A 21,196-nucleotide genomic window follows, 5' to 3' on the forward strand; every position below is an offset into this window, starting at 1 on the left:
GGGAGGGATGCGATCAACTGGAATTGTTTTGGTTGATGAGGGGATTAATCGTTTTTCTATTCGCGCGCGAAGGATTGATTTTCGCGCGCATGCTTCGTATCATCGGTGGGCGCGAAGGAGCACTCTTCGACCAACGTTCTCTTTGCTTTCAATCTAGCGAGTTCAGTTCGTGCAGCGCACGAGCTGCTCGAAAAATCCCGACGTGTGAGAGGACACGAGCATGTCACAAAGTCATCATAAAGGTATCAGTCGCATCGATTGTCCGCAGAAACGGATGCACGGTTGGTACGTGCGCGTGCAGTTCAAGAACGAGAAACGGGCCAAATTCGTCTCCGATCAGAAATACGGCGGCAAAGAAGCGGCTTTGCAGAAGGCGCTTGAGTTCCGCGACAAGATGATGGAGGAACTGGGGCGTCCTGTGACCGAGTGCGTCATCATCGGGACCAATCCGCGCAACAAAAGCGGCGTGGTCGGTGTGCGGCGCACGGTGAAGAAGTATCGCGGCAAGAACGGCCAAATCTATTTCAACGAAGTGTACGAGGTGACGTGGAACGCTGGGCGCGAGCGGCGTGGGCGGACGTCGGTCTCGATCAAGAAGTACGGGGAGAAAGAGGCGTTTCGGCGCGCCTGCGCGATCAGACGGCAGAAGGAGCAAGAACTTTACGGCAAACCGGTGGTCGGCAAGTGGGCCGACGTGCTCGCGAAGTTGTGTGCGGCTTGATTGGACTCTCGGCAGCGCAAGTCTGTGCTTGCGGAGCTGTGGGAACGAGCCACTCGGTTGTGGCGTTTGACATGCCACGCCGATCTTCGGGAGTTGTGAACCGTCGCTTCAAACCGAGCTAGGGGCAGCGTCCTTATGCTGTTTTGGCACGGTGCGTGCGGCGCGTTCGATTTCGAGCGAAAAAGAGTTCCTGCGCTTGAGCGCTGGGGAGAATGTGCAAAAGAAGCGGGGAGAAGCGGCTTCAGCGGGCGGCGTTTGTTGAGCAGGCATCGCTGCGGAGCGGCTTCGATGGGCGGCCTCTGGCGCCGCCTTTTCTTTTGCGCTCAGCAAAAGTTGCACGTCTGAAGCGCGCGTCTCATCGGCGCAGCGTCAGAGCGGGATGTTGCCGTGTTTTTTTGGCGGATTTGAATCGCGTTTGTTTTCGAGCATAGCGAGGGCGCGAATGAGTTTCGGGCGCGTTTGCGCCGGTTCGATGATCTCATCGATGAAGCCGCGTTCGGCGGCGCGGTAGGGGTTGGCGAACTTCTCTTCGAATTCGCGTATGCGCGCGCGTCGCACCTCCTCTTTGTTTGCAGCTTCGGCGATCTCGCGTCGATAGAGCAGGTCAACGGCCCCTTCGGCGCCCATGACGGCGATTTCGGCTGTGGGCCAAGCGAAGTTGACGTCTGTGCGGATATGTTTCGATCCCATGACGCAGTAGGCGCCGCCGTAGGCCTTGCGCGTGATGACGGTGACTTTAGGGACGGTGGCTTCGGCGAAGGCGTAAAGGAGCTTGGCGCCGTGGCGTATGATGCCGCCATGTTCTTGGCGGACGCCGGGCAGAAAACCGGGCACGTCTTCGAAGGTGACGAGCGGGATGTTGAAAGAGTCGCAGAAACGGACGAAGCGCGCGGCTTTGACCGAAGCATCGATGTCGAGCACGCCAGCGAGATAGGCGGGCTGATTGGCGACGATGCCGACGGCGCGTCCATCGAGGCGGGCAAAGCCGATGACGATGTTAGGGGCGAACTGCTCTTGGATTTCGAAGAAGTAGCCGTCGTCGACGACGGCGTGAATGATGTCGCGCATATCGTAGGGTTGATTGGAGGCTTCGGGGACGATCGAGTTCAGGCGTTCTTCGCAACGATCAGCGGGATCGTGGCAGACTAGGCGCGGCGGATCCTCCATGTTGTTTGAGGGGATGAACGAGAGGAGTTCGCGCACGAGCTGGAGGGCGTGTTCGTCCGAGTCTGCGGCGAAGTGCGCGACGCCGGAGATGCGATTGTGCGCGTCGGCGCCGCCCAATTCCTCTTTTGTGACCTCTTCGTGCGTAACGGCGCGGATGACTTCTGGGCCGGTGATGAACATGTAAGATGTGTTGCGGACCATGATGTTGAAATCGGTGATGGCGGGGCTATAGACGGCACCGCCGGCGCATGGGCCCATGATGACGCTGATCTGCGGGACGACGCCTGAAGCGAGCGTGTTGCGAAGGAAGATATCGGCGTAACCGGCCAAGCTCCAGACGCCCTCTTGGATGCGCGCGCCGCCCGAATCATTCAAGCCGATGATGGGAGCGCCGACCTTCATGGCGAGGTCCATGATCTTGCAGATCTTTTCGGCGTGGGTTTCGGAGAGCGAGCCGCCGAAGACGGTGAAGTCCTGAGCGAAGACGAAGACGCGGCGACCGTTGATCAAGCCGTGGCCGGTGACGACGCCATCGCCGGGATAGAGCTGTTGGTCGAGGCCGAAATCGCGCGAGCGGTGGACGACCAGCTTATCGAACTCTTCAAAGGTGCCTTCATCCAAGAGGAAGCTGATGCGTTCGCGGGCGGTCCACTTTCCGGCGGCGTGTTGGCGGGCGATGCGTTCTGGGCCACCGCCCTGTTCGGCACGGCGCGCGCGTTCGCGCAGTTCATCGAGTTTGTTTCTGTGTGTTTGGCCCGAGGCGGCGAGATCTTCTTTGGCCGTTGGCGTTGACATCCTTTGAACCTCGCGATCGGCGTTTGAGATGAAGCGAGCAGGAGATTAATCGCACGAAGCGGCGTGCCGAGTCAAACGACCATGCGGCGGCGCAGCGCGTCGAGCGCCCATTCGGTGACGATCAAAGCGACGGCGATGAGGTAGAGGGCTTCAAGCGTGTGGCGCAACGCGTCGAAGCGTCCGACGGAGAGAGCGCGAGCCAGATCGACGGCGCTCGTGATGGGAATGGTCCAAGCCAGCGTGCGCAAAGGTGCGGGCATGACATCTATCGGGTACCAGATGCCGCAAAAGAGCAGGGCGGAGAAATAGACGGCGAGGTAGAGGTTGTAAGAGTCTATGTCGCGCGTGTGGGCGGTGACGACGAGCGAAAGCGCCGCCATGATCCAGCTGCCGACAAGGAGCGGGAGCGGAGCGAGAAGAGCGAACGGCGAGGTGGCGGCTCCGAAAAGAAGGAGGACGAAGAGGATGATGACCGAATCGATGGCGGCTTTGGTGGTGGCCCAGGCGATTTCGGCCAAGGCGAGCGATTCGACTTCGACGGGAGTGGCGAGGATGGCGTCGAAGGTCGATTGATAGACCATGCGGAAGTAGGAGCCGTAGGTCGTTTCGAAGACGGCGCGCGAGATGACGGCGAAGGCGAGCACGCCGGCGCCGACGAACGATAGATACGGGAGTCCGGCGACGCGCGCGGCGACAAGCGCGCCCAATCCCCAACCGAAAGCGAAGACCATGATGATGGGTTCGACGAGCGGTGCGGCCAACTCCGTCTTCCAGAGGCGGAGGTAGATTTCAGCGTGACGCATCCAGACGGCAGCGGCATCGCGCAGATCTACTCGCTGGAGCGCGAGTTCGAATCCCGTATCTTTCATCGCCTTGAGCGATTTTAGCATGAGGTAAAGCGCGTGGCAGAGCGGCGCAGGTCCATGGGCTTGCACCGCCGCGAAGGGGCCACCACAAGTACGCTTCGTCCTGACGGATGACGCTCCGGTCGAGGACCTGCGCGATGAGGAGTACTGTCTCGAGAGCAGCTCGGCAAATGGATGAAGAGCCTCTCGTTCAGGAAGGGGTCTTGTCACGCTTTTTGATGAGGTCGATCTCGGAAAGAAGCGAGGGACGGCGCCCCGTGCTAGGGGCGATGGGCGCCTGAGCGGCGCTGTGGGGTATCGCAGCGTTTAGGATTTTTGAGCGGAGTATCAATCCGACACTGATCGCAATCCTCGTTGTCGCGGCGTCTAGGATTTTTGAACGGCGACAGCTTTGACGATTTCGCCCAAGAAGGATTTAGCGTCGCCGAAGAGCATAAGGGTTTTGTCCATGTGGTAGAGCGGGTTTTCGATGCCGGCGAAGCCTGGGTTCATGCTCCGTTTGATGACCATGACGGTGCGCGCCTTGTCAGCGTCGATGATCGGCATGCCGTAGATGGGGCTCGAGTGATCGTTGCGCGCTGCGGGGTTGACGACGTCGTTGGCGCCGATGATGAGGGCGACATCGGTGTGGGGGAGTTCCGCGTTGATCTCCTCCATTTCGAGCAGGCGGTCGTAGGGGATATCGGCCTCGGCGAGCAGGACGTTCATGTGACCGGGCATGCGACCGGCGACCGGGTGGATGCCGAATTTGACCTCGATGCCGCGGCGTGTGAGTTGGTCGAAGAGTTCGCGCACTTTGTGTTGGGCTTGGGCGACAGCCATGCCGTAGCCCGGGATGATAGCGACGCGCGAGGCGGAGAGGAGTATGTCGGCGGCCTCTTCGGGCGAAGCGCTGCGGACGGTGCGTTCTTCGCTGTTGGTTTGCGTGACGACGGCTTGGCCGAAGGCGCCGAAGAGGACGTTGGTGAAGCTGCGGTTCATGGCGCGGCACATGATGATGGAGAGGATGAAGCCTGAGGAGCCATCGAGCGCGCCGGCGATGATGAGCAATTTGTTTTCGAGGACGAAGCCCATAGCCGAGGCGGAGAGGCCAGCGTAGGAGTTAAGGAGGGCGATGACGGTCGGCATATCGGCACCGCCGATGGGCAGGATGAGCAGTATGCCGAAGAGCAGTGCGAGGGCGATGAGGGCGGGGAAGAGCCAGGACGAAAGCGGGTAGATGGTCAGATAGATGGCGATCACGACGGCGATGGCCAGGAGCGAGAGGTTGACGAGGTTCTGGCCGCGGTAGACCACGGGGCGCGTTGGGAGCAGCTCTTGGAGTTTGCCGAAGGCCATGAGGCTGCCGGTGAAGGTGAGGAAGCCGAGGAGGACTTCGAAGCAGATGACGCCGGTGGTGAAGTGTGTCAAGCGAGCGGGTTCTTCCATGGTCCAGAGGTAGTACTTGGCGGTGCCGACGAGTCCGACGGCGAGACCGCCGAAGGAGTGGGACAGGGCGGTGCGTTGCGGGACATGGGTCATCGGCATGAGGTAAGCGAGCGGGATGCCGACGATTGTGCCGACGAGGAGCGTGATGGCGATCCAGCGGTAGTTTTCGATCTCGGGCAGGAGCAGCGTGCCGATGATGGCGAGCGCCATGCCGATCTCGCCAGCGATGACGCCACGGCGAGCGGTTGGCGGCGCGCTCAACCATTTGAGCGACAGGACGAAGAGGGCGGCGGCGACCAAATAGCTGAGTTGGGTGAAGAGGGGCAGTTCCGGCATCGAGTTACTCCTTAGGGGATAGTATCATCACGCGCTGCGAGCGGGCGTTCACTCTTTGGAGCGGCGTTTTTTGAACATGCGGAGCATGCGATCGGTGATGAGAAAGCCGCTCACGACGTTGATGGTTGAAGCGATGACGGCGATGGCGCCGAGCACGGTGGTCAGACTGCTCCGCTGTTCGCCGAGGATGACGAGCGAGCCGACCAAGCTGATGGCCGAGATGGCGTTGGTCAGGGACATGAGCGGCGTATGGAGCAGCGGCGAGACGCGGCGGATGACTTCGAAACCGAGAAAGGTCGCCAGGATGAAGACGTAAAGGTTGTTCATCAGCCAGTCCATAAGTTTTCACCTCGCGTCGAGTGTACGTTTCACAATCCGAGCGCTTGGCGCACGCGCGGGTGGACGATCTGTCCGCGGTGTGCGACCAGCGTTTCGCGTATGATCTGGTCATCGGCGTCGGTTTGGATACGCCCGTTGCGGACCAGATTGAGGATGAAGGCGGCGACGTTGCGCGCAAACAATTGGCTTGCGTGAACGGGGACGGTGGCGGGCAGATTGAGCGGCCCGATGATCTGGACGCCCTTGTGGCAGAGGGTTTGGCCCGGGCGAGTCAGTTCGCAGTTGCCGCCGCGTTCGGCGGCGAGATCGACGATGACGGAACCGGGGGCCATGCGTTCGACCATGGGGCGTGTGATGAGCACGGGGGCGCGTTGGCCTGGGACGGCGGCGGTGGTGATGACGACATCCTGTTCGGCGATCAGCTCGCCGAGCAATTCGGCTTGACGGCGGTAGAAGTCTTGGTCCATGGGACGGGCATAGCCGCTTGTGTCTTGGGCATCATGCGTTTGAAGGGGCAGTTCGACGAAGCGGGCGCCGAGGCTTTCGACCTGTTCGCGCACGGCCGGGCGAACGTCGTAGGCGCTGGTGACGGCGCCGAGTCGGCGGGCGGTGGCGATGGCTTGCAGACCGGCGACGCCGGCGCCGATGACGAAGACGCGGGCCGGAGTGATGGTGCCGGCGGCGGTCATCATCATGGGGAAGATTTTGGGCAACGCTTCGGCGGCGAGCAGCACGGCTTTGTAGCCTGCGAGGTTGGCCTGCGAGGAGAGGACGTCCATGGCTTGAGCGCGGGTCGTGCGCGGGATGAGTTCAAGGGCGAAGGCGTTGATGCGTCGTTCGGCGGCGGCGCGCACGGGATCGGGGGCGGCGAGCGGTTCGAGCAGCGCGATGAGGGTTTGGTCTTCGCGCATGAGGGCGAGGTCGTTGGACCAGCGGTCGGGATTGGCGCCGAGGGCGCGCACTTGGACGATGATGTCAGCGCGGGCGAAGACTTCATCTCGCGCAGCGAGCAGCACGGCGCCGGCCTCCGCATACGCATCATCGGCGAAGCCAGCGGCAAGTCCAGCGCCGTTTTGAACGAGCAGATCGAGCGCGGCTTTCTTCAGCGTGGCGAGAGCGGACGGTGCCAAGGCGACGCGCCGCTCACCGGGAAAGGTCTCTTGGACGACACCGACGGTGATGGGCATCGAAGGGTTCGGGTACGACCTCCTGCTTTTCGATTCGAGCGGTGGAGCAGCTCATTCATGATGAGGAGAACGGACGCTTTTGTCAACATCTTGGCCGTTGGGGAGCAGAGGGCGCGGCGCTCGGCAGTTGGATGGGAAGCGGGGGCAGGGACCAACGAATTGGACCAACAGCCCTGTGCCGACTGGTTACCGGTCGTGGACTCTTTCGGGAGCATGAGCCAACGAATTGGGCCAGCAGCCCCCGTGAATTCGCCAAAGGCGCGGTGCGGCAACGGCGAGCGTCTTGCGCGAAGGATCGTGGGACTGGCGTTGGTCTAGATCAGGTGTCGAAGGGGAAGCGTCGCGCGCGTGCGAGCGCCATCAGTTCGCGGAGGGCTTGCAGGCAGGTGCGGCGAAGTTCCGGTGGATAGCCGTAGCGTCGGGCGTTGGTTTGGAACTCGTCGAGATCGAGGACGTGGCAGGCGTAATCGGGCGTGACGAGCAGATCGATGTCGAGGTCAACGAAGCGGAGCGTGGTGCCATCGAAGTCGACTGGGAGGTTGATGTTGCCGTAGAAGCAACGGAGCGCGCCGTCTGGGGCAGCGAAGCGAAAGACGCTGTACCAACGGTCGGTCCAGTAGAACTCGGTGCTGAGTGTACCCTGTGGGATGTGGCCGATGAGAGGGTGAGCGATCGGCTCTTGGAAGACGGCATCGAGCGTGATGAGCGTGCCGGAGCGTTGGCGCAGGGTGGCGGGCCAACTACGGTGGGGTTGGCCATTGTATTTGAAAGAGCGGACGGTGATGGCGTTCATGAGTCCGACGGTGGGCCGACGAGTTGGAGGAAGAGATCTTCGAGGTTGGTGGCACGGATGAGCGCGCGTCGTTCTGTGTAATGGCGCATGAGCGGCAAGAGCCGTGCGGGATCGTGTGCGAAGTAGAGGTGCGCGCCGGGGCGCGTTTCTCGCCGCAGATCGTGGGGCACAGCGGGCAGCGGGTCGAGCTCAGCGGCGCGCGCTTCAAGGACGTAAGGCGGAAGATGCGCGGCGATCAACTGGCGCGGGTTGCCGCTGGCGACGAGGCGTCCGCGGTTAATGATGACGAGTTGGTCGCAGAGGCGTTCGGCTTCATCCATGTAATGCGTCGAGATGAGCAGCGTCAGGCGGCGCGTTTGGCGCAGCGCTTCGAGCTGTTGCCAGATCTGTTGCCGAACGTGCGGATCGAGTCCGGTGGTCGGCTCATCGAGGATGAGCAACTGCGGTTCGTTGATGAGGGCGCGGGCGATGACGAGGCGTCGGCGCATGCCGCCGGAGAGGGTTTCGATGCGGGCTTCGTGGCGGTCGTGCAAGCCGACGAAGCGCAACCAGTGGAGGGCGCGGGCGCGTGCCAGCTCGCGCGGCAGATGAAAATAGCGGGCGTAGGCGAGCATGTTTTGGAGCACGCAGAGGTCTGGATCGAGGTTGTTCTCCTGCGGGACGACGCCGAGCTGGGCGCGTATGCGTCGGGCGTCGCGGCGCGCATCGAGGCCTAGGACGGCAAGCTCGCCGGCGGTGAGCGGCGTGCGGCAGGCGATCAGGCGCATGATGGTGGTCTTGCCAGCGCCGTTGGGGCCAAGCAAGCCAAAGGCGGTGCCACGCGCGATGGCGAAGGAGAGGCCATCGACGGCGCGGCGCGGGCCGTAAGTTTTGACGAGCGCGCGCGCGGCGACTACCGGTTCGGCGTCGTCCTGCGGCGCGGCATGGGCGGCGAGGGATTGAGCGGCGGCGATCACTTGGCGCTTTGATTCAACCGTTGCCAATCAGCGAGAAACAGTTCCAACCCGCGGTCGGTGAGCGGGTGGTTGAAGAGCTGATCGAAGACTTTGAAAGGCATGGTGGCGATGTCTGCGCCCAAGCGGGCCGCTTCGACGACGTGCATGGGGTGGCGTATGCTGGCGGCGAGGACTTCGGTCTTCCAGTCATAATGGCGGTAGATTTCGACGATTTCGGCGATGAGCTGCATGCCATCGTGAGCGACATCGTCCAGGCGACCGACGAAGGGGCTGATGAAGGCGGCTCCGGCCTTGGCAGCGAGAATGGCTTGGGCGGCGGAGAAGCAGAGCGTGACGTTGACGCGCGTGCCTTGGTCGGTGAGCCGTCGGGTGGCTTGTAGTCCTTGGCGCGTGAGCGGACATTTGATGACGACGTTGGGGGCGATGCGGGCGTAGTCCTGTCCTTCGCGCACCATGCCATCGGCATCGAGACTGGTGACTTCGACGCTGATCGGGCCGGGGACGAGTTCGCATATGGCGGCGATGTGGGCGCGGAAATCGCGTGCGTTCTCCTTGGCGATAAGCGACGGGTTGGTGGTGATTCCATCGACGAGGCCGTAGGCGACGGCATGTCGTATTTCGTCTAGGTTAGCCGTATCGAGAAAGAATTTCATAAGGGTTCTCCGGATTCGCCTTGACTGCTTAGCTTTTGGTTGTTGGCGACGTGTGAAATTGTAACGCGGTTTGCGCGCGGAGTCACGTGGCGGGGCGAACGGGGTTACGCAACGTACCGATGGACGAGATAGAGACTTCGACGATGTCGCCCGGGGCGAGCGGTCCGACACCGGCTGGGGTTCCGGTAGCGATGATATCGCCGGGCTCGAGCGTCATGATATGCGAGATGTAGCGGAGAAGGAAGGGGACTGGGAAGGCCATGTCGCTGGTGCGTCCGTGTTGTTTGACGAGGCCGTTGAGGCGCGTTTCGACGACGAGGTCGGAGGGATCGAGGTCGGTGACGATGACGGGGCCGATGGGGCAGAAGGAGTCGAAGGATTTGGCACGGGTCCACTGTTGGTCGCGGCGTTGGAGGTCGCGTGCGGTGACGTCGTTCAAGCAGGTGAAGCCGAGGACGGAGGCGAGGGGGTCATCCGCGTCCGATAAGCGTCGCGTGCGGCGACCGATGACGACGGCGAGCTCTCCCTCGTAATCGACCCGCTCGGAGAGGGCGGGCAGCTCAATGGGGTCATCGGGGCCGATGATGGCCGAGGGAGCTTTGAGGAAGAGGAGCGGTTCTGCGGGCATAGGGTTGTTCAGTTCGGCGGCGTGATCGCGGTAGTTGCGCCCGACGCAGAGGATTTTGGAAGGGGTGGCAGGCGCGAGCAGTTTGGCGGCGGACAGGGGGACGGGCGGTCCGACGACGGTTTGGTCGGTGAGCGAAGCGATCGGGACGATTTGATCTTGTTGCAGGAGTCCCCATTGCGGAGCATTTCGTTCCGCGGATGAGAAGCGGCAGATGCGCATTTCGATCCATCTCCTTCTGAGATCTGGGTATGAACTGCGAAGGGAGTAGGCTAACGGGCACGAGGCTTGCGCGTCAAATCGGCGGTGGGGAGAGAGAGGGCTTCGAAACGTAAGGTTTTTGCGCCTTCTCATTGCAGATGAGCATAGCCCCATCGGAGGGTCGACTTGACGAGGTGGATGCGCGGTCGAAGAGCAAGTCGGCGGTTGGGGAAGGCGCACGCTCGGTATGTTTTTCGATCCACGAGCGAATGGAGCGCGTCGAAGAGCAAGTCGGCGGTTGGGGAAGGCGCACGCGCTCGTTTCGACGGAAGGGCTCGCGTCACCCAGGAGGCTCTCCACTTGAGGAAGGCGCTCGCAACAGCGACGACTCCGAGGGGCTTGTGCATGGCGGAAAGGTTTGCCGCCATCTTCCGGCGACTCATTTGGTATGGATCATGGATCAAGGAGGCCTTCCCTAAGACAAACCAGTCAATGTTCTGGCTGATGGTTTTATCAACGCCCAGTGGTTTTATCAACGCCCAGCGGTTTCGGGGCAGATCGGGCCACAAAAGCTTCCCTGAGACGGTCAGGCAAGGCACTGGCTGACGGTTCAGGGGGCGACCGGTTCAGGGGGCGACCTCGGAGACGACTTCCGAGGGGGGGCTTTCGTTGCCGGCGGCATCGATGGCGGTGACGTAATAGTAGTAGCGCACGCCGGCGACGACGTTTTCGTCTTGGAAGGTGGTGCGCGTGATGCGCGCCAGTTTGGTCCAGCGTTCTTTGGGGAGCGATGGATCAAGGGCGCGGTAGATCTGGTAAGCGACGACGTCGCGTTCGGGGTTAGCGGGGAAGAAGATCGAGATGCGCCCCGGGGCGGCGGCGATGGTGACGGCGGTGGGGGCTGAGGGCGGATAGATATCGCGCGGGGAGACGCGCACGGCGTTGGAGTTAAGGCTTTCGACTTGGTTGCCTTGGCTGTCGGCGGTGACGGCGCGGACGACATATGTGTAGTCTTCACCGAAACGGAAGTTACGATCGACGAAGCTGGTGGTGGTGAGCAGTTGCTGATTGAGCGGTTGGAGAGCGGGTTCGGCGTTGGACGAGCGATAGATGTTGTAGCCGAGGAGGTTGGCGGGGGCGGAGCCATCGACGTTGGCCGTCGGGGCGGTCCAACGAATGGTGATCGCCTGTTCGCTCTGGACGACATCGGAGATGGTGGGCGGCATGGGGACGCGCGAGGCCGGTTCAAGCAGGAGGAAGTTGGAGAAGGGGCCGGGTTGACCGGCGCGGTTGACGTAGCGGATGGCGTAGCGGAGGCGGACCGGGCGCGGCGTAAGGCGCAGCGGATCGGTATAGGTAATGGTCTGTCCGGCGCGCGCGAGCTGGTCAGCGGAGAGGTAGCCGATGATCGAGGCGCGCGCGGCGAACTCCTCTTCGGTGAGGGGGAGCGGGGCATCGAGCGGTTCGACTAGGCGATAGATATCGATGCGTTGGAGCGGGGAGCGGGGTGCAGGCCAACTGAGGATGACTTGCGGACCTTGTTGAACGCCGGAGAGCAGTTCGGTGCGCTGCGGCGCACGTTGGACGGGCGGCAGCGGCGGACGTCGTTTGCCGCAGGCGGAGAGGAGCAAGGCCGAGGCGATGAGCAACGGGGCGAAGCGCGTGCGAGTCATTGGGGCTTAGAGGATGTAGCGGCTGAGATCTTGGTCTTTGACGATGTCGGCCAAGGCGCGGTGGACGTAGGCGGCATCGATCACTTGGTGTTTGGGTTCGACGTCGGGCGCGTTGAAGCTGATCTCGTCGAGGACCTTTTCCATAATGGTATGGAGGCGGCGAGCGCCGATGTTTTCGGTTTGGCGATTGACGCGGTCGGCGTATTCGGCGATGGTCTGAATAGCATCGTCGGTGAACTCGACGGTGATGCCTTCGGTTTCGAGGAGCGCTTTATACTGTTTGACGAGGGAGTTTTTCGGTTCGGTCAAGATGCGTTTGAAGTCTTCGACGGTGAGGGCATCGAGTTCGACGCGGATGGGGAAACGGCCTTGGAGTTCGGGGATGAGGTCCGAGGGTTTAGCGACGTGAAAGGCACCGGCGGCGATGAAGAGGATGTGATCGGTGCGGACCATGCCGTAGCGTGTGCTGACGGTGGTGCCTTCGATGATGGGGAGCAGGTCGCGCTGGACGCCTTCGCGTGAGACATCGGGGCCGTGGCCGGACTCGCGTCCGGCGATCTTGTCGATTTCGTCGAGGAAGATGATGCCGGAGGATTCGACGCGTTCGAGCGCGGCGCGCGCGACGGCATCCATGTCGATGAGGCGTTCTTCTTCTTCTTGGATGAGGTATTCGAGGGCTTCATCGACGCGCATTTTGCGCCGTTTGGTACGTCCTTGGAAGAGGTTGCCGAGCAGGTCTTTCATATTGATGCCCATCTCTTCGATGCCTTGCGGACCGGCGACCTCGATCATGGGGAAGAACTTATCTTGGACGTCGAGTTCGACGAGGCGGGCGTTGAGGCGTCCGGCGCGCAGCTGTTCGCGAAGCTTTTCGCGCGTGCGGGCGAAGTGCTCATCGGGGTCTGTCTGGTCAGCGTCGAACCCGAAGCCGGCTTTGGGTTGGGGCAGGAGCAGATCGAGGATGCGCTCCTCGGCGTTTTGACGGGCGCGATCGGCGATCTCCGCGGCGCGTTCGGCGCGGACCATATCGACGGCGATTTCGGTCAGGTCGCGGATCATGCTTTCGACGTCGCGGCCGACGTAGCCGACCTCGGTGAATTTCGAGGCTTCGACCTTGAGAAAGGGCGAGTTTGACAGGCGGGCCAAGCGACGGGCGATTTCGGTTTTGCCGACGCCGGTCGAGCCGATCATGATGATGTTTTTGGGCATGACATCGGCGGCCAGATCGGGCGGGAGTTTTTGGCGGCGTATGCGATTACGCAGCGCGATGGCGACGGCGCGTTTAGCGGCCGTTTGGCCGACGACGTGGCGATCGAGCTCAGCGACGATTTGGCGCGGGGTCATTTCATCGAGGCGCGCTTCGTCGGCGGTTTCCCCTGACAGATAGATGACCATGATGCGGTGTCGAAGGCGTTCTCCCTTGGGGTTAAAATCTACGATGGCGTTTCGTCGTTTAGGTGCATGCGTCTAGAGCTCTTCGACGACGATGTTCTGGTTCGAGTAGATGCAGATCGTGCCGGCGATGCGCAGGGCTTCTTCGGCGATGCGGCGCGCGTCGAGATCTGTATGGGCCAGCAGGGCGCGCGCGGCGGCGAGGGCGTAGGGGCCGCCCGAGCCGATGGCGAGGGCGCCATCGGGCTCATCCGGGGCGATGACATCGCCGGTGCCGGAGAGCACGAAGGAGCTGCGCTGGTCGGCGACGATGAGCAATGCTTCGAGGTGGCGCAGGGCACGATCGGTGCGCCACTCTTTGGCCAGTTCGATGGCGGCCCGTTCGAGGTTGCCGTGGTACTGTTCGAGCTTGCCTTCGAAGCGGGTCAGCAACGCGAAGGCATCAGCGCTGGAACCAGCGAAACCGGCCAAGATACGGTCGTTGTAGAGGCGACGCACTTTGCGCGCGCGCGCTTTCATGACGGTGTCGCCCATGGTGACTTGTCCATCGGCGGCCATGGCCGTGCGCTCAGCGCGGCGCACGAGGAGCACGGTTGTGCGACGAAACATCATCTTTCGCAAAAGAATCACTATAGAGAGGCGCGCGAAGGCAAGTCAAGCGCTGGAGGGGCGCGCGGGTTTTTGCGGCGGGCGCGCAAGCTCGCCATGCACGAGGAGCGCGGCATGCTCGCCTCGGTCGCCCAACTCACTTTGCGCTGATGGATGGCCCCGCCACGCGCGATGGCGCGCGGGGCAAGTTGCCTCGGTCGCTCACAAAGCACGCATGCAAAAGCGAGTTGTCTAGGTGTCCATCCTGCTTGCTGTGGGGGCGGTGCTTGCGCGTTTTGTGGTGAGGTTTGAGACAACGCCAATCTTTGGCCGTTGGGCAGAGCTACGGTGCTTGCTTGCGAGTTTTGTGGCGACGTTTGATCTTGGTTTGCTCTTTTGGTATGGCAACGATCTTCGTTTTAGCGGTATCTCAAAAGTGTTTCGGCGGCGATGTTGGATTTGAGGCGAGTTTTGGAGGATCTCACCCGGCATAGGATTTTGTGGCGTGTGGTCCCTGAGGTTGGCGTTAGGTCTGAGGCGAGGTCTTGGAGATCTGGGAGCAGAGGGCTTAGACTAGGCGGCGGCGAGCGGCTGGCGGTTTGCGCGGCTGGACCAGAGGTTGCGGTCGGCTGGTGGTTTGCGCGGCTGGACCAGAGGCTGCGGTCGGCGCGTGTTTTTGCGCGCTTCAACGTCCCGAGACTTTTCAGGTCTTTTATTGCGAGGATAGGGGACGCCTTAGCGGCTGGGGATTAGCCGCTTTAGATCGGGGTTTGTTACGCGATTTGCTGGAAGCTAGATGGTTTTGAGCGACGCTATGCGGCCGTTGATTCTGCTCACGATGCGTTGCGATCCGGAGCGCGACGTCGGGTATTTGGCGCGCGACTATGCAGCGGCGTTGGTGGCGGCTGGGGGCGCGCCCGTGCATTTGGCGCTGGTGCCGGAACCGGAGTACATCTGCGCGGCGATGGAGATGGCGGCAGGCGTGTTGTTGCCTGGGAGCGCTTCGGACGTGGATCCGCGACTATACGGGCAGGAGAGGCGCGCGGGGTTAGGCGCGGTAGATGAGCTACGCGACCGCGTCGAGATGATGGTTTTGCGCGAGGCGGAGCGGCGGGGTTTGCCGTTGTTGGCGATCTGCTACGGGATGCAGGCATGGAACGTCTTTCGCGGCGGGACGTTGATTCAGGATCTTGGGCGTGAGCGCAGCGGGGCGATGGAGCACGAGCAGCGCCTGCCGCGCGGCGAGCGTTGGCACAAGGTGAGGTTTGCGCGCGGGAGCTTGTTGGCGGAGCTGGCCGGGGCAGAGGAGTTGATGGTCAACAGCCACCACCACCAAGCGGTGGATCGTTTAGGCACGGGGCTGCGCGCGACGGCGTGGGCGGAGGATGGCACGATTGAGGGGATAGAAGAACGGGGGGAGCGTTTTGCTGTCGGCGTACAATGGCATCCGGAGGTAGGGTGGGCACACGATCGTTTGGCGCGGGCGCTGTTTGCGCGTTTCGTCGAGGCTTGCAAGAAGGTTTGACTTTTTCGCAAGGATATTGGCGAGGATAAAAGGCGCGCGCCGGGAGTTGGCGCGTTTTGTCAAAGCCTGAGAAGTTGAGGTGTGGTTCGGTCTTGGTTGGGCGGAGAGACGGGTGGGTGCGCGCCCCTTGCGGCGGGCCAGAGGGAGAAAGGGGTGACGAGGCGGCGCGAAGAGTGAGGTAGCGGTTTGCGTTCGGAGCGGAGGAGGTGATGAGTAGACGGCGGCGAACGGTTTTGGGCGTGGAGCGGTTGTTGGAGGAGCGCGCGCATCTTTTGCGCGGGGCGCGGGTTGGTCTGGTTTGCAACCAGGCCTCGGTGGACCACGAGCTGCGGCACGTAGCTGATCTTTTCAAAGAGGAGCGCGGATGGCGTTTGACGGCGCTGTTTGGGCCACAGCACGGCATACGCGGAACCGAGCAAGACAACATGATCGAGACGCCGCACGGGGTGGACAAAGAGACGGGCGTACCCGTCTATTCGCTCTACAGCGAGGTGCGCGAGCCGACGGCGGAGATGCTCAGCGAGGTGGATGTGTTGGTGGTGGATTTGCAGGACGTTGGGTGTCGGATATACACGTTCATCTACACGATGATGAACTGCCTGAGGGCAGCGCGGCGGTACGGCAAGGGAGTGATCGTGTGCGACCGGCCCAATCCCATTGGCGGAGTAGCGGTTGAAGGGAACATGTTGGAGCGCGGGCACGAGTCTTTCGTCGGGCAGTACCCGTTGCCGACGCGGCATGGGATGACGGTGGGCGAATTGGCGCTGATGTTCAACGAGGAGATCGGATGCGACTTAGAGGTCGTGCCGATGTGCGGGTGGGGGCGCGAGGTGTGGTTCGATCAAACGGACGTTCCATGGGTGATGCCATCACCCAACATGCCGACGCTGGAGACGGCGACCGTGTTTTCGGGGACGGTTCATTTGGAGGGGACGGAGATGTCCGAGGGGCGCGGGACGACGCGCCCGTTCGAGTTGGTCGGGGCGCCATATGTGGAGGCGGCGCGCCTGGCGCGGCGGTTGGAGGGGTACGGTTTCGAGGGGGTACGTTTTCGGGCCTGTTACTTCAAACCGACTTTTCAGAAGCATGCTGGGCGGGTTTGCGGCGGCGTACAGATACACGTGACAAAGCGGGAAGGTTTTCGTCCGGTGGAGGTTGGGTTGGCGGTGGTGCGCGAGGTACGGGCGATGTATGGCGAGCAGTTCCGTTGGCGCGAGCCGCCATACGAGTACGAGCACGAGCGTAATCCATTCGACGTCATCACTGGGACGACGTGGGTGCGGGAAGCACTGGAGCGTGGAGCGAGCATCGAAGAGCTAGTGGCGCGGTGGAGGAGCGCGACGGCGGGCTTTGCAGCGGAGCGGGGGCGTTGGCTGCTCTACTAGGGGTTGCGGATGTCATCGTTTTCGGTCGAGGCCGTTGGTGCGCGACGGGCGCTGGCGGCTCTACTAGGAGTGTGGTTTAAGGGGGCGGATCGTTGCATGATGTTGTTGCATAATTATGCGAAACTGATCGCCGCTTGGGTGCTGGTCGTGGCGTTTGCGGCAGCGGCGACGGGGCAGAGCGGACGGCGCGCGGCGGCGACCGTGGATGATGAGGACGTGGTGCGCGTACGGACCGAGGAGGTTTTGCTGCCGATTTCGGTGCTGGACGAAGCTGGGCGTCCTGTGGTCGGGTTGGAAGAGGAGGACTTTTTGGTTTACGACAACGGCGTGCGACAGCAGATCACGAGTTTCAATCGGCGCCGCGTGCCAGCCAACATCGTGTTGCTGCTCGATGCATCGGGGAGCGTCTTCAGCCAGATGCGGTTTATTCGCGCGGCGGCGCGCCGTTTCGTTCAGGGGTTGAGCATCGAGGATCGCGTGGCGGTAGTGCAGTTTGCCGATCGGGTCGAGGTGATACAAGAATGGACGCAGGATCGGGCGGCGGTCGAGCAAGCCATTGCTTGGCGGTACAGGCCTGGTGAGAGGACGACGTTGTATGACGGATTGCGTCGTGTGGCGTTGGATCTGTTGCCGCGCGTGGAGGGAAGGCGCGTGGTGATCTTGCTGACGGACGGCATAGACACCGTAAGCGGGACGCGGGCTGACGAGGCGTTGGCGGCTCTTCGGCAGGTTGAAGCGGCGGTATATGTGATCAGTTTGACGGAGCGTTTGCGGCGCGAGTATCGTTTGGCGCCGGGGGCTGAGCGAGTGGTCAGCGGGGCGGAGGCGTTTTTGGAGCGCGTGGCGATGGAGACGGGCGGGCGGACGATCTACCCTTTAGGCGACGACGATTTGGAGCAGGCTTATGGGGCGATAGCCGAGGAGCTGCGAACGCAGTACATCTTGACATACAAGCCGCAGCCGCGCGCGCGCGGTTGGCACGAGGTGCGTGTGTTGGTGGTGCCTGGCGGATATCGTGTGTTGACAAGGCGTGGGTACGAGGGGCGTTGATGCGTCCGATAACAAGAGGGATGCTGAAGTCTGAACTGAAGTAGAGGAGCGTACATGGCAGAGATAGAAGAAGGGCGCAGCGGGGCTTGGTTGAGCGGCTTTTTGGCGTGGCTTGTGCCTGGTGCGGGGCACGTATGGCAGGGGCGTTGGGGGCGTGGTCTGTTGCTTGGCGGCGTCGTATGGGCGATGTTTGTGATTGGCGTATGGGGATTTGGCGGGCGTCTATTTGATCCGCTCAATGACGGAGCGAGCAACGCATTGGAGCGCGTGTATGGCCTGTTTGATCTAGGGATGGGCGCGCTGTATGTCTTAGGGTGGGCAACCGGCATAGGTTTTGTGGATCGGGCGGAGCTGTCGACCTATGAGTACGGGAACGCGTTTTTGATGGTTGGAGGATTGCTCAACTATCTTGTGATGCTCGACGCGTTTGATTTAGGAGTTGGGAGGAAGGCATGATCCATTTTTTGGCGATGGTTCTGTTGGCCGCGTGCGTGAGCTTGGTCTTTGGCGTGATAGGGCGCGCGACGACGAGCGAGCAGTGGCGGTACGGATTGCGCGTTTTTGTGGAGTTCGTCGGGGTAGGACTGGGTTTAGCTTGGTTGCTCTACTGGATCCCGTAAGCGCGCGTCCGATAACGAAATGCATCAAAAAGTCAAAAAGTTAAGCGCATCACATATTATAAATAAAACGCTATAGCGCACGTGCGAGGAACAAAATAGGCGAAAATCAAAAGCGAAAAACAGAGCGGAGCAACCAAAGCAGGCAGAAAAAGCCATAAAAAGCCGCGCCCAGCGGCGCGAAGGATCAAATCGAAACGGCGAGTAAGACTCGCTGAGCGGGCAAACGCGAAGAAGCGGTATGGGAACGGTAGAAACAGAAGCGATTGTGCTACGAACCTACAAGTTGGCCGACGCAGATAAGATCGTGGTGGTGCTGACGCGCGACCGCGGCCTTGTGCGTGGCGTGGCGCGTGGCGCGCGCCGCTTGCGCAGCCGCTTCGGAGCCGCGTTTGAGCCGCTGACAGAGGTCGAACTAGCCTACTTTGAGAAAGAAGGGCGCGAACTGGCGACGATCAAGCGGGCCGAGATCACGCGGTCCCATTTCGCGCTGGCCAGCCACCCAAACGCTTGGGAGACGGGCGAACGCATGTGCGCGCTGGCAATGGAATTCGTGCCGCCCGGACAAGTGGACGAAAGGGTTTTTCGGCTGCTGCGAGCATCGCTCGAAACGTTAGAGAAGAGACCGAGCAAGTGGGCGGAGACCGAGCGCTACTTTGAGGTATGGCTGCTCAAGCTGTGCGGCTTTTGGCCGGACGTTGAGCGATGCGCCGTGTGCGGGCAAGCTCTTGGTGAAGGAGCGCGTTGGTCACGAGGGCGCTTGATCTGCAAAAGTTGCGGAACGGGGACAGCGCTCGACCGCGAAACGCAGCGCGCGCTCTTGCTGGCCACACGGCTCGGACCGACGGAGTGGATCGAACAGGCCACAGCAAAACAAGTAGCACCGCTGACAGCAGAAGCGCTGGCACTCGCTCGTGAAAAGTGAAGAGGCTCACTTCCTGAAAGAAAGGATGTGGGGCTCGTTCGCTGAAATTTTCCGCCTTCGCCAGCCACGGACAGACTGCAACAAAGCCTTCAAAGAACAAACAGAAAGCGGCGCGGACAGCTTAGCGCACCGCACGCCAGCCACAGAAGAGGGAAGACCCAATGATGAGTCTCAGCAGACGTTACGTTCTAGCAGCCGTACTCCCTTACACAGGGCTGGCGACGCTGCTGCTAACAGGGGCATTGCTCGGTCAGCAGTTTGGCCGCATCGCCGACACAGGGGCGGGACCAGTTGCCAGCTCAGTCATCTGGCAGATGTTACCGAGCGTTCTGCTCTTCACGCTTCCGACCGGGGCACTCGTTGGGACTTTGATCGGCTTTGCGCGCATGGCAAGCGACGGCGAGCTGACGGCCATGCGCGCCGCTGGCATGAGCGCATGGCACACAACGACACCAGTGCTCGTCCTAGGTGCGCTGCTAGCAGCAGCGACGCTTTACGTCGGACTTGAAGCGGCACCGGCTGCCGCACAGAGGCTGCGCCGTACAGTAGCGCTGGCCGCGCTCAGAGCGGCCGAGACGCCAGCACAACCGCGTTCGTTTAACACAGATCTGCCCGGCAAGGTCATATACGTGCGCGATGGCGAGGCTGGGCGTTGGGGGCGCGTCTTTATACGCTCGCAGGAGCGCGACGGGACGGTGAGGCTGGTGACGGCGCGCAGCGGACGATTGGATCTGTCAGGCGAAGAGGCGGAACTGGTCCTCGCCGACGCGATGGTCGTGACGCTGCCGAGGGAAGAGGAGGAAAAGGAGCTGACAGTGGAACGCTCGGCACAGCTACGCGTCCGCTTGGAGACAGGGCGCGCCAACTGGCTGCGGGCGCTGTCTGAAAGGCAGCCATCGCTCAACGAGATGTCGGGCGGAGAGCTGCTGCGGGCCGCTAGTCAAGGAGCTGAGGCGCGCGCGGCAGCGACGCTGCTTCACCAAAGGCTCGCGCTCGGCGCAGCGCCGCTCATCTTCGCCCTGCTCGGCGCAGGTTTAGGCGGGCGTGTGCGGCGGGGCGGCCGTGGTGCTGGCGTGGCACTGGCCTTTGCCGTGATGCTCCCTTATTACCTCGTGACGCTGGCGGGCGAGCAACTCGGGCGCACAGGTAAGCTTCCGCCGCTGGTGGGCGGGTGGCTGGCAACGGCGCTTGCGGCGGCGTTTGCGCTGGCGCTGATCGCCCGCGAAGGTCGCCAATGGCGATGGGGCCTCTCCACATCGGAGTGGAGACCTTGGCGCAGCAGCGGTCGACGGCGAGCGCTTGGACTCTTGGATCGCGAAGTGGCACGTGCGCTCGTCGTTGGTTTTGCCGTGTCGCTGGCCGCTTTGACGGGGCTGTTCCTCATCTTCACGCTTTTCGAGATGTGGCGCTTCGTCGGACGCAACCAATGGCGGACGCTCGCCGAGTACCTCATATACCTATGGCCGTTTGCAGCCCACGCTATGGCGCCGCTGGCGGCGTTGGTGGCAGCTATGGTCACCTACGGCCTAATGGCGCGGCGCAGCGAGGCGGTGGCGTGGTGGTCTGCAGGACAAAGCACCTACAGGTTGGCGTTGCCAGCGCTCGTTTGGGCAGCGCTGCTCGGCTATTTGATCTGGAGCGTGCAGGAAGGGCCTTTGCCACGCGCTAACCGACGGCAGGACGCGCTGCGCGCGGAACTGCGGGGCGTGGCACGCGCAGCCCAACCAAGCGGGCGACAGTGGCTCGCCTCGTTCGACACGCGCCGCCTCTACTCATACGAAGAGTACCGCGACGGCGCGCTAACGGCACCCGAGATATATATCTTCGACGCCGAAGCGACGCATCTGGAAGAGGTGATCAGCGGCGTGCGCGCACGGCGCACGGGCGGGCGCTGGACGGTGGAGCAGGCGCGCCTGTTGGCCGTTGACGGGACGAGCGCGCGCGGCGCAGCTGCGGCGGTGCCGGGCGGCGGGG

21 protein-coding genes are annotated in these 21,196 nt (G+C 62.2%); 9 read left to right on the forward strand and 12 right to left on the reverse strand.

All coding sequences use genetic code 11. From position 1 onward, the window contains the following. Positions 1-220 precede the first annotated feature (220 nt). Positions 221-721 (forward strand): AP2 domain-containing protein, encoded by a 501-nt coding sequence (locus C4334_RS14530; RefSeq protein WP_352432809.1) that lies wholly within the window; start codon positions 221-223, stop codon positions 719-721. Positions 722-1,090: 369 nt separating this feature from the next. Here C4334_RS14530 and C4334_RS14535 read toward each other — a convergent pair whose 3' ends face one another. From C4334_RS14535 to C4334_RS14555, 5 genes are all read right to left on the reverse strand, one after another. Beyond that, positions 1,091-2,683, reverse strand: a complete 1,593-nt coding sequence (locus C4334_RS14535) for an acyl-CoA carboxylase subunit beta (RefSeq protein ID WP_352432810.1) — start codon at positions 2,681-2,683, stop codon at positions 1,091-1,093. Between the two features lie 71 nt (positions 2,684-2,754). Continuing rightward, positions 2,755-3,552 (reverse strand): ABC transporter permease, encoded by a 798-nt coding sequence (locus C4334_RS14540; RefSeq protein WP_352432811.1) that lies wholly within the window; start codon positions 3,550-3,552, stop codon positions 2,755-2,757. Between the two features lie 363 nt (positions 3,553-3,915). Next, on the reverse strand, positions 3,916-5,313 hold the full coding sequence (locus tag C4334_RS14545; protein ID WP_352432812.1) for an NAD(P)(+) transhydrogenase (Re/Si-specific) subunit beta: 1,398 nt from the start codon (positions 5,311-5,313) through the stop codon (positions 3,916-3,918). Between the two features lie 48 nt (positions 5,314-5,361). Further along, positions 5,362-5,652, reverse strand: a complete 291-nt coding sequence (locus C4334_RS14550; protein ID WP_352432813.1) for an NAD(P) transhydrogenase subunit alpha part 2 — start codon at positions 5,650-5,652, stop codon at positions 5,362-5,364. 29 nt (positions 5,653-5,681) lie between these two features. After that, entirely contained in the window at positions 5,682-6,839 is a 1,158-nt protein-coding gene (locus C4334_RS14555; RefSeq protein ID WP_352432814.1) for a Re/Si-specific NAD(P)(+) transhydrogenase subunit alpha, read from the reverse strand. A gap of 57 nt (positions 6,840-6,896) precedes the next feature. On the opposite strand from C4334_RS14555, the gene C4334_RS14560 reads away from it, so the two are divergent. Further along, a complete protein-coding gene (locus tag C4334_RS14560) occupies positions 6,897-7,157 on the forward strand; it encodes a hypothetical protein (RefSeq protein ID WP_352432815.1) in 261 nt (86 codons plus the stop codon). A gap of 1 nt (position 7,158) precedes the next feature. Here C4334_RS14560 and C4334_RS14565 read toward each other — a convergent pair whose 3' ends face one another. From C4334_RS14565 to hslV, 7 genes are all read right to left on the reverse strand, one after another. Continuing rightward, the gene (locus C4334_RS14565; protein WP_352432816.1) at positions 7,159-7,632 is read right to left on the reverse strand and encodes a DUF402 domain-containing protein; all 474 of its coding nucleotides are present in this window, start codon (positions 7,630-7,632) and stop codon (positions 7,159-7,161) included. Next, positions 7,629-8,615, reverse strand: coding sequence for an ABC transporter ATP-binding protein (locus C4334_RS14570; protein ID WP_352432817.1), 987 nt, complete (start codon positions 8,613-8,615; stop codon positions 7,629-7,631). The genes C4334_RS14565 and C4334_RS14570 overlap by 4 nt, the downstream gene beginning before the upstream one ends. Next, on the reverse strand, positions 8,585-9,241 hold the full coding sequence (gene fsa, locus C4334_RS14575; protein WP_352432818.1) for a fructose-6-phosphate aldolase: 657 nt from the start codon (positions 9,239-9,241) through the stop codon (positions 8,585-8,587). Before fsa ends, C4334_RS14570 begins: the two co-directional genes overlap by 31 nt. An 82-nt stretch (positions 9,242-9,323) precedes the next feature. Next, the gene (locus tag C4334_RS14580; RefSeq protein WP_352432819.1) at positions 9,324-10,088 is read right to left on the reverse strand and encodes a fumarylacetoacetate hydrolase family protein; all 765 of its coding nucleotides are present in this window, start codon (positions 10,086-10,088) and stop codon (positions 9,324-9,326) included. A 605-nt stretch (positions 10,089-10,693) separates the two neighbouring features. Then, complete coding sequence (locus tag C4334_RS14585; protein ID WP_352432820.1) at positions 10,694-11,740, reverse strand: fibronectin type III domain-containing protein; 1,047 nt, start codon at positions 11,738-11,740, stop codon at positions 10,694-10,696. A gap of 6 nt (positions 11,741-11,746) precedes the next feature. Beyond that, positions 11,747-13,135, reverse strand: coding sequence for an ATP-dependent protease ATPase subunit HslU (hslU, locus tag C4334_RS14590; RefSeq protein ID WP_352432821.1), 1,389 nt, complete (start codon positions 13,133-13,135; stop codon positions 11,747-11,749). A 72-nt stretch (positions 13,136-13,207) separates the two neighbouring features. Then, a complete protein-coding gene (hslV, locus tag C4334_RS14595; protein ID WP_352432828.1) occupies positions 13,208-13,741 on the reverse strand; it encodes an ATP-dependent protease subunit HslV in 534 nt (177 codons plus the stop codon). 817 nt (positions 13,742-14,558) lie between these two features. Between hslV and C4334_RS14600 the strand changes: the two genes are divergently transcribed. From C4334_RS14600 to C4334_RS14630, 7 genes are all read left to right on the forward strand, one after another. After that, complete coding sequence (locus C4334_RS14600) at positions 14,559-15,245, forward strand: gamma-glutamyl-gamma-aminobutyrate hydrolase family protein (protein WP_352432822.1); 687 nt, start codon at positions 14,559-14,561, stop codon at positions 15,243-15,245. Positions 15,246-15,454: 209 nt separating this feature from the next. After that, positions 15,455-16,630, forward strand: a complete 1,176-nt coding sequence (locus tag C4334_RS14605) for an exo-beta-N-acetylmuramidase NamZ family protein (protein WP_352432829.1) — start codon at positions 15,455-15,457, stop codon at positions 16,628-16,630. Positions 16,631-16,639: 9 nt separating this feature from the next. Further along, positions 16,640-17,680 carry a VWA domain-containing protein gene (locus C4334_RS14610; RefSeq protein WP_352432823.1) on the forward strand — a complete coding sequence of 347 codons (1,041 nt, stop codon included), beginning with the start codon at positions 16,640-16,642 and terminating at the stop codon, positions 17,678-17,680. Between the two features lie 54 nt (positions 17,681-17,734). Then, positions 17,735-18,136, forward strand: coding sequence for a DUF6677 family protein (locus C4334_RS14615; RefSeq protein ID WP_352432824.1), 402 nt, complete (start codon positions 17,735-17,737; stop codon positions 18,134-18,136). Beyond that, complete coding sequence (locus C4334_RS14620; protein WP_352432825.1) at positions 18,133-18,300, forward strand: hypothetical protein; 168 nt, start codon at positions 18,133-18,135, stop codon at positions 18,298-18,300. Before C4334_RS14615 ends, C4334_RS14620 begins: the two co-directional genes overlap by 4 nt. A gap of 238 nt (positions 18,301-18,538) precedes the next feature. After that, a complete protein-coding gene (gene recO / locus C4334_RS14625) occupies positions 18,539-19,222 on the forward strand; it encodes a DNA repair protein RecO (protein ID WP_352432826.1) in 684 nt (227 codons plus the stop codon). A gap of 161 nt (positions 19,223-19,383) precedes the next feature. Further along, the coding region (locus C4334_RS14630; RefSeq protein ID WP_352432827.1) for an LptF/LptG family permease at positions 19,384-21,196 on the forward strand (1,813 nt) is incomplete at its 3' end.

Origin of the sequence: Pyrinomonas sp. (assembly GCF_040289685.1) — a bacterium.
Classification (GTDB): Bacteria; Acidobacteriota; Blastocatellia; order Pyrinomonadales; family Pyrinomonadaceae; genus Pyrinomonas.